Origin of the sequence: Nonomuraea maritima (genome assembly GCF_900100395.1) — a bacterium.
Taxonomy (GTDB): Bacteria; Actinomycetota; Actinomycetes; order Streptosporangiales; family Streptosporangiaceae; genus Nonomuraea; species Nonomuraea maritima.
Window position 1 is genome coordinate 1 of the sequence record NZ_FNFB01000025.1, and the last position, 11,987, is coordinate 11,987.

Consider the following 11,987-nt stretch of genomic DNA (forward strand, 5'->3'; position numbering starts at 1 on the left):
CGACCGAGTCGATCATCGCTGCGGTGTGGGTGTCCTGGTGAGTGTCCACGCCGCCGGCGACTTCTGGCATCGGCGGGTTTTCGGGTGTAATGGAAGTCATCGTCGTCCTGTCGTCTTGACCGGGGGCAGGGCGGCACGCACCAGCCGGGCAACGCGGACAAGACAGTGATGGGGCCTCTGGCCAGGCTCCTATGAAGTCACGGGCGCCACGTCCGGTGAGTGCAGATGAGCGCCTCCCGGCCAGGGCCGACAGATCCCGTTGAGGACCCAAGGTCAGTCAGTCGCTGGGTCAGACCCTGGCGGGAGACGCTCATCTACATCATCACTGTCAGACGCGGTGCCGCGCCAGGTGCTCCAGCACGGCCTGGTTGGCCTCCCACCCGTCGGGGAACTTGACCGGCACCCCGAGCTGCACCGGCTCGGCCGAAGGATGGGCGTCCAGCAGTTCGGCGATGCCCGCCCTGGCCACCACCACGCACGCGTGCCGGTGCCGGGAGGCCAGCACGCACAGCCGTCCCGACTCCAGGTGGAACGCCGTCGCGTCACGGCGTCCCGACAGGGGGTGCAGCACGATCGTCACGTCGTACTCGCGGCCCTGCAGCCGGTTCGCGGTGTCGACGGTGATCTCCGGCGGCAGCCCGGCCGCCCGGATCGCGGCCACCTGGTCGCGGTGCGCCGCCCCGACCGCGATGCGGTCGGCCGTGACCGGCCGCTCGCCCTGCTCAGAACTCGCCACCGCGCCCCGCTGCAGCAGCCGCTCGGCCAGCATCGCCACCGCCTGCACGGCCTCGCCGTCGGTGCGCACGGTGTGCCGGTTCGGCAGCTCCAGCAGTGCCCAGCCCGAGCGGGCAGCCTCCTCCAGCGCCCGGTCGTGGACGGTCCCCATGCCGCCGGTCGTCAGCTCAAGCCGCCGGTCACCCGGCCCGGTGCCGGACCGGAACCCGGTGAACGGGTAGAACGCCTGCGACACCACGGGCGCCGCCGACGCGGGCAGCCGCCACGACACGGGCAGCCGGTGCACCGGCAGGTCGGGGTTGTGGCGCAGCAGCACCGAGACCGCGCTCTGCAGCGGGTCCCACGACAGCCCCGACCAGCGGTCGCCGTCCACGATCGAGAACGGGTCGAGCTGCCCGGGGTCGCCCACGAACAGCGCCCGCTCGAACAGGCCGGCGATCCGCAGCAGTTTGTCCGAGCGCATCTGGTACGCCTCGTCCACGATCGCCCAGGGCCACACCCGCTCGCTGATCCACGCCCACTTGTCGGCCGTGGCGATGACGATGTCGGGGTCGTTCAGGTCCTGGACCCGGGTGGCGACCCGGACGCCGGCCAGCTCCAGCAGGCGCGGCGGCGGCGTGTACCCGCCCGCCGACAGCCGCCCGACCCTCAGGTGGGGGTGCTTGTCGCTGATCCGTACGACCAGGTCGTCGACCTGCTCGTTGGTCTGGGCCACGATCATCAGCGGCTCGCCGGTGGCGGCGATGTGGGCGGCGGCCCGTACGACGAGAGTGGACTTGCCCGCGCCCGGCGGGGAGTCGACGACCACGCCCCGGTGCCGGGGCAGGTCGGCGAGGACGTTCTGGATGACCTGCTCCGGGCTGTCGGTCACGACCACTCCTCCTGGGCGTCCTCGTCGTCGGGCGTGTACCCCCGCGGCGGCCCGCCGTGCGTCCACGGGGTGGCCTCGGCCTCGGGCAGGGTCGCCGACCCCTGGAAGTCGTCGGTCAGCGACGTGTAGCACACCCGCTCGCCGACCTCGGGAACCGAGCCGGGAGCCGCCGTCTTGCCCCTGCCCATGCCCTTGGTGATCTTCACGGTGATCAGGCCCTCGTCGGCCGCGACCAGCACGGCGCCCTGGCCGCGGCGCTGCGGGGTGCCGAGTGAGGTGCCTTGCGGCAGGCGTACCGGATCGTCGGTCTTGACCACCACGAGCGGGCGAAGCTTGCGGGAGCGGCCCTCGCCCTCGGTGTTCTCGGGGTCCGTCTCGACGACCTCGCCCGCGAACGCCTCCCCGGTCAGCCGGTACTCGGCCATCACCATCGGGTCGTCGTAGGCGCGCTGCACGTCGTAGGCGGCCTGGGCCCGTTCCATGCGGGCCAGCCGGGCGGCGGCGGCCACCGCGCCGTCGCGCCGGGCCTGCGGCGGCGCCCCCTCGGCGACGTGCGCCGCCATGCCGCTGAACGAGCCGCGGTCCTGCTCCCAGCGCTGCGCCACGCTCGCGCCCTCCGGCAGCGCCGCCAGCAGGTCGATCGCCTGCCAGACCAGCCGCCACGTCGGCTCCAGCTGCGTCCGCAGCGCCTCGGCGACGCGCTCGGCGGACCCGCTCTCGATCGCGGGCGCGAGCACCTCGGCGTCGAAACCAGGGTCGGTCGCCGGACCCGCCGGCGGCCAGACGAGCGGGTCCTCAGCCTCGTCGCTCGGCCCTGTGGTGATCCACGACATGAGCGCCGCCAGGTTGGCGTCCTCCAGCGAGCTCTGCCCGCTGGCCCAGTGCCGGCCCAGTTCCTCGGTCGCCGCCAGCATGATCGAAGAACCCGGGTACGCCGCCCGCTCGGCGAAGTACGTCAGCCACCGCCCCAGCAGCGGCACCGACCCCGGCACCGGATACGGCCCGTCGGCCCGGCGGAACCGCGTCGAGCGGCCGAGCAGCGCGGTGAACGCCACCCCGCCCTGGTTGGGCACGACGAGCTGCGGCGCGTCGACCGCCCGCTCGTACGGGTCGGCGTTCTTGCGCTCGACCGTCTCGGTGTCGACGGTCAATGCCTCGACGTACGGCAGCAGCACCCCGGCCAGCTCGGCCGCCCACGCGAAGCGCAGGTCGCGGTTGCGCGGCTGGGCCACCACCAGCAGGCGCGGGTCGTCGCGGTCGGTGCCGAGCATCGCCGCCAGCGGCGCGGCTGCCTCACCCGACAGCTTGAGCGGGATGAACACCATCGGCCGCCGCGACAGATGACAGTGCCGCACGGTCGCGACGGGCTGCGCGATGCCCTCGTCGAGGGCGCGCAGCCGGGCCAGCGAGGTCAGCAGGCTCATGCCGGTCCTCTCACCACAGCCGCCTCAGGACGGCGGAGCTCATGTCAGGCACTCCCTGCGCAGGCGTTCGGCGTTGCGGAGCAACCGGGCGATCTCCTCCTGGCCCTCGGCCGGAGTGCGCGTGCCGTCGGCCAGGCCGAGCGCCTCGGCCACCGAGGCGACCCCGCCGAGCTCGTCGCGCACCTGGCGGCCGAGCAGGTCGGAGGCGCCCTCCTGGCGGGCCTCGTCGCGGCAGAAGAAGCACATGTCGCAGGTGGACAGGCAGTCGGGCGCGTAACGCGCCGTCGTACGGCTCAGCGCGTCGGCCAGCTCGGCCACCGGACGGGTGGGCCGGCCGTCGTCGTCGGGCCGCAGGTCGAAGGTCAGGTCGTCGGGCAGCGCGTCGAGCAGCCGGTCGAGCGTCGTCATGCGGGTGAGCTGGCGCCGCAGCACCGCCAGCTGCTTGCGCACGTCGACCAGCGTGGCCACCGGGCGGTTGGCGAAGTTCTCGGGGCACACGAGCACCACGTCGTGCGAGACCAGCCCGGGGTCGTGCCCCAGCTCCTCGAGCGTCGTCCGCATCGCCAGCACGTAGACCGCCGCCTGCCGGGCCGCCGCCGCCACCGCCGCCGGATCGGCCTGCCCGTCGATCACCGAGAACGACTTGACCTCCACGACGTGGAACCGGCCCCCGAGCTGGAACGCCACCAGGTCGGGCTCCAGGTACGCGGTGTGCCCGGCGATGCTCAGGCTGAGCAGCGGGTGATCGTAGAAGGTGGCCGCGCTGACGGGCTCGGCCGCCGTCGTGGAGCGGGCGGCGTGGTCGAGGAGGGAGCGGGTGTGGGTGTGGCGCAGGTGGGCGCCGACGTTCTCGACGTCGTGGTAGGCCACCTCCTCGACCGGCAGGTCGAGCAGCTCGCGCAGCATGCGCAGCAGTTCGGCGCACCCGTCGGCCTTGACCAGCGCCTCGAACATGTTGCCGCGCGTGATGGCGAACGGCGACTGGCCGAACGGCGCGGGGAAGCCCAGGTGGCGGGCGGCGGCGTCCTTGTCGATGCCGGCGCCGTCCATGAGGGCCCGGCGGGCGCAGCCCGGGTTGGCGGCCAGCGCCGCGATGGCGCGGGCGTCGTGCGGCCGCGGCGGCGTCGTGCCCCGCAGCGCCTCCAACCGGCGCACCGGGTCGCCTTCGCGCTTCAAGCCGGTCACTTCGCCTTCTCCTTCGTGATCGTGCTCAGCGTAGCGGCGCCGAACAGGCGCGCCGTGTCACCGAGTTGGACGGCGGCGCGTCGCGCCAGCTCCGCGCGGTCGCGCGTGTCGCGTTCCACGTGCACGGCGAGCTCGGCCCTGGCCGCGGCCACGACCCGCGCAGGGTCGGGCGGGGCCAGGCCGGAGTCGGTGGCGCCGGGGATGTTCCTGGCCATCCTGGCCAGCAGGCGGACCGCCCGCTCGTCGTCGCTGCGCTGTTTCGCCACCGCGATGGCGCAGTTGAGGAAGTCGACGCGGGGGCTGAGCGGGCCGACGACGCGGCGTTCCAGCGGCCAGGTGCTCAGCGTGAGCAGCCCGCGGGCGGCCGACAGCCGGTCGGTCAGGGCGGCGCACAGGTAGTACGGCCGTCCGAAGGGCGACGACCGGAACGAGCGCTCCTCGTCCCGGCGCAGGCTGGTGAGCCGGTCGCTGCGCAGCGTACCGCCGAAGAAGGCGTCGCTGACCGCGACGATCAGCCGCGGCTGGGCGGTCGCGCCGAGCAGCCGCAGCCCCTGGTGCACCTGCTCGCGCACCGTCACCAGGCGCGGCGGCTCCTGCTTGGCCTGCGGGTGCTCGCCGCTGACGAGCGCGTCCCAGGCCCGTTCGGCGCTGCGCAGGTCGGCGCGCAGGCTGCGGGCGGTGCCGCCGTCGCGGGCGCGCATCGCCCTGCGTACGGCGGCCCGTAACTCGTCGATCCGCCGCTCCAGCTCGTCCAGCCGGTCACCCATGGCGGCGAGCGTACCAACAGTCCCAGTATTTTCCAGTATTTTCCGGGATATCGGGCGCGATCTACGCTGTAAAGGCGGGCTCGGCGGAGACCCACGTGCGGTCCTCGGTGAGGAAGCGCCCCAGCCGCAGGCCGACTGCCGCGAGCTCGGCGGCCAGCTCGTCGTCGGTGAACCTCCGCGACGAGAACGACTGCGTCCAGACCCGCTCCTCGCCGCCCTCCTCGCGGTACGCGTAGCGCATCGTCGCCTCGAAGATCCCCGGCGACACCTGCTCCACGGCCGCCATCGTGACCGAGACGGGACCGTCCGCACGTCCCGTGCCGGACCGCCACCGGTCGTGCGCGTCGGCGGGCATCCACTGGATCAGCACCTGGCCGCCGGGCCTCACGTGGCGCGCGCAGGCCGTGAGCAGCGTCCGCCGCGTCGGGTCGTGCACGGTGTTGACCAGCTGCGAGGCCAGCATGACGGTGTCGAAGAGGCGCTCCAGCCGCAGGTCCTCGACGCGGCTCAGGACCGTGCGGGCGCCGCGCACGCGGGCGAGCATCTCGGGGGACTCGTCGACGGCGACCACGTCGAAGCCGCGTTCGAGCAGCGGGTGGGTGACCCGTCCGACGCCCGCGCCCAGTTCGAGGATCGAGCCGCCGGGCGGCGTCACCTGTGCCACGATGCCGGGCTCGTCGCCCGCCCGCAGCAGGCTGTAGAAGTCGACAGGCGAGCCGTCGGGGGTGATGGGGCCGGAGCCGGTTCCACGTTCGCGCATGCTCAGAACGTAACTCCGCCGACCGCGCACGACACCCGCCGTGTCGAACAGCCGCCCGCGGCCGGAGGTTCGGTCGAAGTGGGTCATGATCGGCGAATACCGCCGATGTCACCGCATGACGGGAGTGACGGGTGCGGCGACGGGGCATGCAACTGCGGTCGGGATCGAGTGATCGGAAGGAGACCTCCCATGGAAGAACGCGTTGCCGGTGCGTCCGCCGGGCAGGCGTCGGCTCGCGTGCCGTGCACGCCGCCCGCCGCCTCCCAGCTGTACGAGATCGCCGTCCTGGACACCACCGCCGAGGACGGGCGGGCGCGCTGGCACACCATCGGGTGGGGCGTCGACCGCATCCACGCGCAGAGCCTCGCCGAGTCGTACGTGACGCGCCCGATGTGCCCCTACGAGGAGGCGCGGATCCGGCACAACGGCCGGCTCGTCGCCGTCCACCGCCGCCCCGCCTGACCCCCCGCCTCACCCGGGGATCGGCGACGCCCCACACTCCGTCGCCGGAAAGAAACCTGCGAATCGGCCCGATCCATGGTCACCGGAAGGCTGTTTCGTCATAGGATTTTCTGTTGATGAATGTATGCGTACGTCCCGGGCCGGCGACCGGGGTGTGGAGGCGAAGGTCGTGAGTGTGTCGGAAGACCGTCCGTCCCGGTGGACGTTTCTCACCCACCATGCCCGGGTGCTGGTGGAGATCGCGCGCAACCCGGAGATCAGGCTGCGCGACATCGCGGCGGCCATCGGGATCACCGAGCGCGCGGTGCAGGGCATCGTCCGCGACCTGTACGAGGCCGGCTACCTGCACCGCGACAAGATCGGCCGGCGCAACCGCTACAGCCTCAACCTCGACCAGGCCTTCCGTTACCCGACCGAGGCCGGGGTGCCCGTCAAGGTGCTGATCGACATCTTCTCCCGGCACGACATGAGCGGGCCCGGCGCCGAGTGACGCGCGCTCACCCGGCGGGCAGGCGCAGGGCGATCATGGCGACGTCGTCGTCGGTCTTGCGGGGCAGGTAGCTCAGCAGGTCGTCGCAGAACCTGTCGAGCGGCGCCCGGTGCAGCGCGGCCGCGCGGGCGCGCAGCCGCTCGAAGCCCTTGTCGAGGTGCTCGGTCGGCCGTTCGACCAGGCCGTCGGTGTAGAGCAGCAGGGTGCTGCCGGGCGGCAGCGGTTCCCGCGCCGACGTGCACGGCTCGTCGTAGGGGATCCCGAGCAGCGGGTTGGGCGCCGCCTCCAGGAAACGCGCCTCCCCGTCGCGGGTGACGAGCAGCGGCGGCGGATGCCCGGCCACCGCGTAGTAGAGCTCGTGACCGCCGTCACCGGTCTGTTCCACCCTGGCCAGCACGCACGTGGCCGTCTCCTCGGCGTACAGCGTCTTCATCGCGGTGTTCAGCCGGCCCAGGATGTGACCCGGCGGCTCCTGACGGTCGACGACCAGGCCCCGCAGCATGTTGCGCAGCTGACCCATCGTGACGGTGGCCCGCAGGTCGTGACCGGCAACGTCGCCGATGGCCAGCACGGTCGCGCCGTCGGGCAGCACGAACGAGTCGTACCAGTCGCCGCCCACCTCGGCGGCCGTCGGGCTGGCCCGGTAGCGGGCGGTGATCTGCAGGCCGGGCAGCTTCGGGGGGTCGGCCAGCAGGCTGTGCTGCAGCGCGAGCGCGATGCGGTGGGTGCGCTGGAAGCGCATCGCGCTGTTCAGGCGGTCGTGCATCTGGTCGATCAGCTCGCGCAGCAGGGCCAGGTCGCCCGGGCTGATCGGCGCCCGGTCGCCGCAGACGCTGGCGCTGAGCACGGCGGCGACGGTCCCGTCCACGACGATGGGGACGAGCGCCACGCAGTGGCCCCGGGTCTCCTCCAGCCACGCCCGCGTGCCCTTGGGCACGAGGTCGGGGGGAGGCTCGCCCGGGGGGAAGGTCTTGAGGAACGGCTTGCGGCGGCGGATCGACCGGGCGAGCCTGCCGTCCGGTGGATGGCGCTCCTCGCTGAACGGCGGCAGCTGCAGCAGCCCGGGACGCACGACGACGGCCACGCGCTCCAGAAGGAAGTCGCCGCCGCGCGACAGGTCCTCGGACAGGTCGATCACCCAGTGGAACGCGCACCCGTCGGCGAGCTCGGGCACGATGACGTTGGCGAGCGCGTTCAGCATCTCCTCCACGCTCGTCAGGTCGCCCGTGGCCGCGGCCGCGGCGTCGAGCAGCCGCCTGCGGCGCTGCGCCTGCCAGTGGTCCTCGATGTCGGTGGCCGTGCCGACCCACTCCACCACGCGGCCCTGCTCCCGCACCGGGACGCCACGGGCCAGGAAGTGCCGGTACTCGCCCGGCTCCGTACGCAGGCGGTAGACGCGCTCCCACGGCTGGACCGGCTCGTTGAGCGCGCGCCCCCACGCCTCGACGGTGGCCGTGCGGTCGTCCGGGTGCAGGGTCTCCACCCAGCCCTCGCCGCGGTACTCCTCCCAGGTCTGCCCGGTCACCCGCTCCCACCCGGGACTCGGCACGATCACCCTGCCCTTGGGGTCGGTCACCCAGAAGATGTCGGCGCTGACCCGCATCAGGCAGTGGTAGCGGTGCAGGATGCGGCGGCGCTCGTCGGCGACCTCCTGCAGTTGCCGCGACACGGTGACCTGCTCGGTCACCTCCATGAGCACGGCCAGCACGCCGTACGTGCCGTCGGAGAAGACGATCCGGGAGAGGCTGAAGGTGAAGTACCGCTCGGAGGGCTCCACGTGGGCCAGCGACTCGGAGCCGGGGACATCGGCGCGCACCACCGGTTCGCCCGTCCGGTAGACCTCGTCGAACAGCCCGAAGCACTCCTCGTCGCCGAGCTCGGCGAACGCCTTCCTGATCGGCACGCCCAGGGGCCGGTCGCCGAACAGCTCGGTGTACCTGGGGTTGTGGTACACCAGCCGGTGCTCGGGCCCCCTGGTCACCGTGATGGCCAGTGGAACCGGGTCGAACACCTCGAACATGGGCCCGTGGACGCTCCGGTCGTGGACATTCTCCATGGCGATTTCCCCCGATGAACACCTCTCGTCGGCCGCGCGCCAGACCGCCCGGCCTGCGGCACCGGAGGCGAAACCCCCCTGTGACGAGTCTCGCACGCAGCGTCGCCGCAGGTCGCGCCGGGGCCGCCGGGAATCGCGGGCGAAAGCGGGGAAAACGGGTGGAGCAGGCGTGGCCGGCGGGGCTACGGTGAACGCGAGGCACCAGGAACAGCGGCGCACCGGCATCGCCGGAACGCGTTCCGCGCATCGGGGGCCTCTCCTCCCGGTAGGTCTTGTGACCGAGGTTCGACTCCTCCTGGGCGTCCCCCGGACGACCGCGTGACGACGGCGAGGCTCTGCGGACTCCCGGCCGCCCCCTGGGCAGCCGGGGACGTCCCCGCCACGCCGCCGGCGGTCTCCGGGGGCCGCTCTTTTCTCCCATCCCGCTCCGACGGAGGTTCTCAGGTGGCACACGTGACCGTGATGGAGTGGCAGCGCGTCCTCATGTACGTCGACGGGCAACTGCGCCGCGTCCTCGACCCGGGCCGGCACCGCTACCGCGCCCGGCGCACGACCCTGGTCACCGTCGACCTGCGGCCCCGGCTCCTCAACGTGCCAGGGCAGGAGCTCATCACGACCGACGGCGTGAGCGTCCGGGTCACCGTGACGGCGCGGTGGCAGGTCGCCGACCCCGTCGCCTACACCGGCGCGGCCACCGCTCCCGACCAGTTCCTCTACGCGGCCGCGCAGGAGGCGGTCCGCGACCGCGTGGCGGGCCTGCCGCTGGAGGCGGCGCTGGCCGAGCGGTCGCTGCTGTCGGAGGGGCTGACCGAGTCCGTCCAGGCGGCGGTGCGGGAGCTGGGGATCGAGGTCTTCGACGTACGCGTGCGCGACCTCATGCTCCCGGGCGAGCTGCGCCGCGCCGCCATGGACGTCGTGGTCGCGCGCGAGCGGGGCAGGGCCGCGCTGGAGGAGGCGCGGGCCGAGGCGGCGGCGCTGCGGTCTCTCGCCAACACCGCGCGCCTGCTGGAGGAGCACCCGTCGCTGCTGCGGCTGCGTACGCTCCAGGTCGCCGCCGACCGGCAGACGACGCTCGTCCTCGACCCGCGCGCGCACGCCGACTGACGGCGGCGGATCAGGCCCGGCCCGGGCGCCTGCGCGCACCCGGGCCGGGGGTCTCAGGGGGCGGGCCTCAGAAGGCGATGCCCACGCCGCCGAGGCGGGCGAGCCGCCGCTCCTGGGCGGGGGTCAGCGCCGGCCAGTGGCGGCCGCCCGGACGGGGCAGCACCCGTGAGGCGTAGTCGCCGGGCTGGAACGCGGCGTCGAACAAGCAGCCCGTGCCGTACGTCGCGTCGAAGGACGGGCAGGAGGCCGCGATCGACGCGGGCGTGGGCCTGACCCCGGTCCGCACCCACGACGACAGCGCGGACATCGCGGTGGCGTACTCCGCGGTGCTCAGGGTGCTGTGCTCGTTCTCCCTGGTGAAGGTCTGCACGAGCCGGTCCGAGGCGCCCTTCAGGCTGGCCCGGTAGGCCGACTCGTGCTCCACGAACGCCGTGGGGTCGTCGATCGCGTGCATCGTCAGCACCGGGATCGACACCGCTCCGGTGATGTCGCTGTCGAACGACAGGTCGCGCACGGCCGACGGGTCGGCGGAGAACCGCTCGACGCCGGCGTTCAGCGCCTTGTCGTCGTGCGAGCCGGTGTAGCGGACGTGCCGGTTGTCGAACGGGTTCCGCCCGCCGAGCCGGTTGTGCACGATGTCGCGGAAGGTGAAGGTGGCGAACCTGAGGTGCGATTCGAGGGTCCGCTCAGGGACCTTCGTCACGGCCAGGATGTCGTCGAGGTTGCGCTGCTGCTCGGCCGTCCGCTCGGCGGGCGCCAGGTCGTAGCCGGTGCACTCGCGCAGGCGCGCCCGCAGGCCGGTCGTCGTCATCGTGGAGCCCTTGCGCAGGCCCTCCCAGAGCGGGTACTGCGGTTCGGAAGGGCGGGGATGGTTGCGGCAGTAGTACTGGTAGACGACCCGCAGGTCGACGCGGTAGTCGTAGCCGCGCGTGCCGCCCGCCAGCACGCCGTTGGTGAGCAGCACCCCGTCGTACGGCGCGTGCTTGCCGCGGCCGTAGATCTCTGCGACCTTCGCGGCGACGTCGCCGCCCCACGACTGCCCGTGGACGTACGTCCGCTGCGGCTCGCCGAAGGTCTCGACGAACAGGCGGCGCAGGTTCTCGGTGTCCTCGGCGGCCATCCTCGTGCCGTAGCCGCCGCGCCGGTAGGCGGAGCCGGCCCAGGCGTAGCCCTCGCGGACCATCACCGACCAGCGCGCGAGGTCCTCGGGGCTGCGTTCGGGGTCGGACGCCTCGGTGAGGTCGGGGCCGCCGTGGGCGTGCACGACCAGGGAGCCGTTCCAGGTGCGCGGGACGGCGATGGCGTAGTAGGCGCCGTTCGCGTCCTGCCCGCCGTAGCAGGTGGCGAGCTGCGCGACTTCGGCGGGGCACGGCGTCGGCTCGGGCCGCGGCGACGCCGACGCCGCCGCCGGGGAGGTGGGCGCGAGCAGGGCGGTCAGGAGCACGGACGCCGTGAGCACGGCGGCCGGCGCGGTGCGGCGCCGGGCTCGTAACGGGGGACGGGGGGTGCGGCCGTGGGCCGGGCTGATGTCCATGGAAGTGGTCCTCCTTCGTCACTCCGCGTTCGACGTGTCGACGTGGAGTTCTCAGGGGTGTGAGGGTTCGATGGTAGGAACGATCTTCGGCCGGGTGAACGTTTCGTTGATTGTGTTCACTTCCGCGTTCCCTGCGACGTGAGGGCCGCCGGTCTCCCTGTCGGGTGACCGGCGGCCCTCACGTTCGTCCGATCTCGTCGCGCCCGCGGAACGGGTCAGCCGGTGCCCACGCCCGCCTGGATGTTCTCGGCGACCTCCTGCGGGCTGATGTCGGCAGCCTGCGCCGCGCTCTGCAGGTCCTGGGCGGTGATGTTGGCGGAGTTGCCGTGGTCCTCGTCCGGCTCTCCGCAGCCACAGCTCAGGCACATGTCGTTCTCCCCTCCTCGGCGAGGCACTCATACCCGACATGAAGTGATGAAACGGATTTATCCGCCAGGGTGGAGGGATGCCTGAGTCCGTGCTCAAGGGGTCGTCGGTGCCGGATTGATGGACGATTCCTGATTTGTCGGGAGAGGCAGACGTACGCTATTTGACCGAAAAAGTCATGAAATGACCGAATATCGGCAAAGGAAGCGGTGAAAAACGGGTGTGATTGCGGT

11 protein-coding genes are annotated in these 11,987 nt (G+C 72.7%); 3 read left to right on the forward strand and 8 right to left on the reverse strand.

The features are described from left to right. Positions 1 to 328: 328 nt before the first annotated feature. From BLR04_RS29590 to BLR04_RS29610, 5 genes are all read right to left on the reverse strand, one after another. Positions 329 to 1,606 (reverse strand): AAA family ATPase, encoded by a 1,278-nt coding sequence (locus BLR04_RS29590; RefSeq protein WP_090771603.1) that lies wholly within the window; start codon positions 1,604 to 1,606, stop codon positions 329 to 331. Next, entirely contained in the window at positions 1,603 to 3,030 is a 1,428-nt protein-coding gene (locus BLR04_RS29595; protein WP_090771431.1) for a hypothetical protein, read from the reverse strand. The genes BLR04_RS29590 and BLR04_RS29595 overlap by 4 nt, the downstream gene beginning before the upstream one ends. A gap of 39 nt (positions 3,031 to 3,069) precedes the next feature. Beyond that, positions 3,070 to 4,215, reverse strand: a complete 1,146-nt coding sequence (locus tag BLR04_RS29600; RefSeq protein ID WP_090771433.1) for a hypothetical protein — start codon at positions 4,213 to 4,215, stop codon at positions 3,070 to 3,072. Continuing rightward, a complete protein-coding gene (locus BLR04_RS29605; RefSeq protein ID WP_090771435.1) occupies positions 4,212 to 4,982 on the reverse strand; it encodes a hypothetical protein in 771 nt (256 codons plus the stop codon). Before BLR04_RS29605 ends, BLR04_RS29600 begins: the two co-directional genes overlap by 4 nt. Positions 4,983 to 5,043: 61 nt before the next feature. Next, positions 5,044 to 5,742: a class I SAM-dependent methyltransferase gene (locus BLR04_RS29610; RefSeq protein ID WP_090771605.1), complete on the reverse strand. Its 699-nt coding sequence runs from the start codon at positions 5,740 to 5,742 to the stop codon at positions 5,044 to 5,046. 189 nt (positions 5,743 to 5,931) lie between these two features. Here BLR04_RS29610 and BLR04_RS29615 point away from each other — a divergent pair, with 189 nt between their 5' ends. Further along, positions 5,932 to 6,204, forward strand: coding sequence for a hypothetical protein (locus BLR04_RS29615; RefSeq protein ID WP_090771437.1), 273 nt, complete (start codon positions 5,932 to 5,934; stop codon positions 6,202 to 6,204). A 175-nt stretch (positions 6,205 to 6,379) separates the two neighbouring features. Further along, entirely contained in the window at positions 6,380 to 6,694 is a 315-nt protein-coding gene (locus BLR04_RS29620) for a MarR family transcriptional regulator (RefSeq protein WP_245740683.1), read from the forward strand. A 7-nt stretch (positions 6,695 to 6,701) separates the two neighbouring features. On the opposite strand, the gene BLR04_RS29625 is transcribed toward BLR04_RS29620, so the two are convergent. Further along, positions 6,702 to 8,750 (reverse strand): SpoIIE family protein phosphatase, encoded by a 2,049-nt coding sequence (locus tag BLR04_RS29625; RefSeq protein WP_090771441.1) that lies wholly within the window; start codon positions 8,748 to 8,750, stop codon positions 6,702 to 6,704. Between the two features lie 462 nt (positions 8,751 to 9,212). On the opposite strand from BLR04_RS29625, the gene BLR04_RS29630 reads away from it, so the two are divergent. Continuing rightward, on the forward strand, positions 9,213 to 9,854 hold the full coding sequence (locus BLR04_RS29630; RefSeq protein WP_245740706.1) for a slipin family protein: 642 nt from the start codon (positions 9,213 to 9,215) through the stop codon (positions 9,852 to 9,854). 67 nt (positions 9,855 to 9,921) lie between these two features. On the opposite strand, the gene BLR04_RS29635 is transcribed toward BLR04_RS29630, so the two are convergent. After that, a complete protein-coding gene (locus BLR04_RS29635) occupies positions 9,922 to 11,388 on the reverse strand; it encodes a hypothetical protein (protein ID WP_090771445.1) in 1,467 nt (488 codons plus the stop codon). A 215-nt stretch (positions 11,389 to 11,603) separates the two neighbouring features. Then, positions 11,604 to 11,756, reverse strand: a complete 153-nt coding sequence (locus BLR04_RS40965; protein WP_176903349.1) for a hypothetical protein — start codon at positions 11,754 to 11,756, stop codon at positions 11,604 to 11,606. Between the last annotated feature and the right edge of the window lie 231 nt (positions 11,757 to 11,987).

What these genes read in the sequence shown, in the direction of transcription:
- BLR04_RS29595 (WP_090771431.1), bottom strand. Translation starts at nt 3,030, where the DNA reads ATGAGCCTGCTGACCTCGCTGGCCCGGCTGCGCGCCCTCGACGAGGGC.
- BLR04_RS29605 (WP_090771435.1), bottom strand. Translation starts at nt 4,982, where the DNA reads ATGGGTGACCGGCTGGACGAGCTGGAGCGGCGGATCGACGAGTTACGG.
- BLR04_RS29610 (WP_090771605.1), bottom strand. Translation starts at nt 5,742, where the DNA reads ATGCGCGAACGTGGAACCGGCTCCGGCCCCATCACCCCCGACGGCTCG.
- BLR04_RS29615 (WP_090771437.1), top strand. Translation starts at nt 5,932, where the DNA reads ATGGAAGAACGCGTTGCCGGTGCGTCCGCCGGGCAGGCGTCGGCTCGC.
- BLR04_RS29625 (WP_090771441.1), bottom strand. Translation starts at nt 8,750, where the DNA reads ATGGAGAATGTCCACGACCGGAGCGTCCACGGGCCCATGTTCGAGGTG.
- BLR04_RS29630 (WP_245740706.1), top strand. Translation starts at nt 9,213, where the DNA reads ATGGAGTGGCAGCGCGTCCTCATGTACGTCGACGGGCAACTGCGCCGC.
- BLR04_RS29635 (WP_090771445.1), bottom strand. Translation starts at nt 11,388, where the DNA reads ATGGACATCAGCCCGGCCCACGGCCGCACCCCCCGTCCCCCGTTACGA.
- BLR04_RS40965 (WP_176903349.1), bottom strand. Translation starts at nt 11,756, where the DNA reads ATGTGCCTGAGCTGTGGCTGCGGAGAGCCGGACGAGGACCACGGCAAC.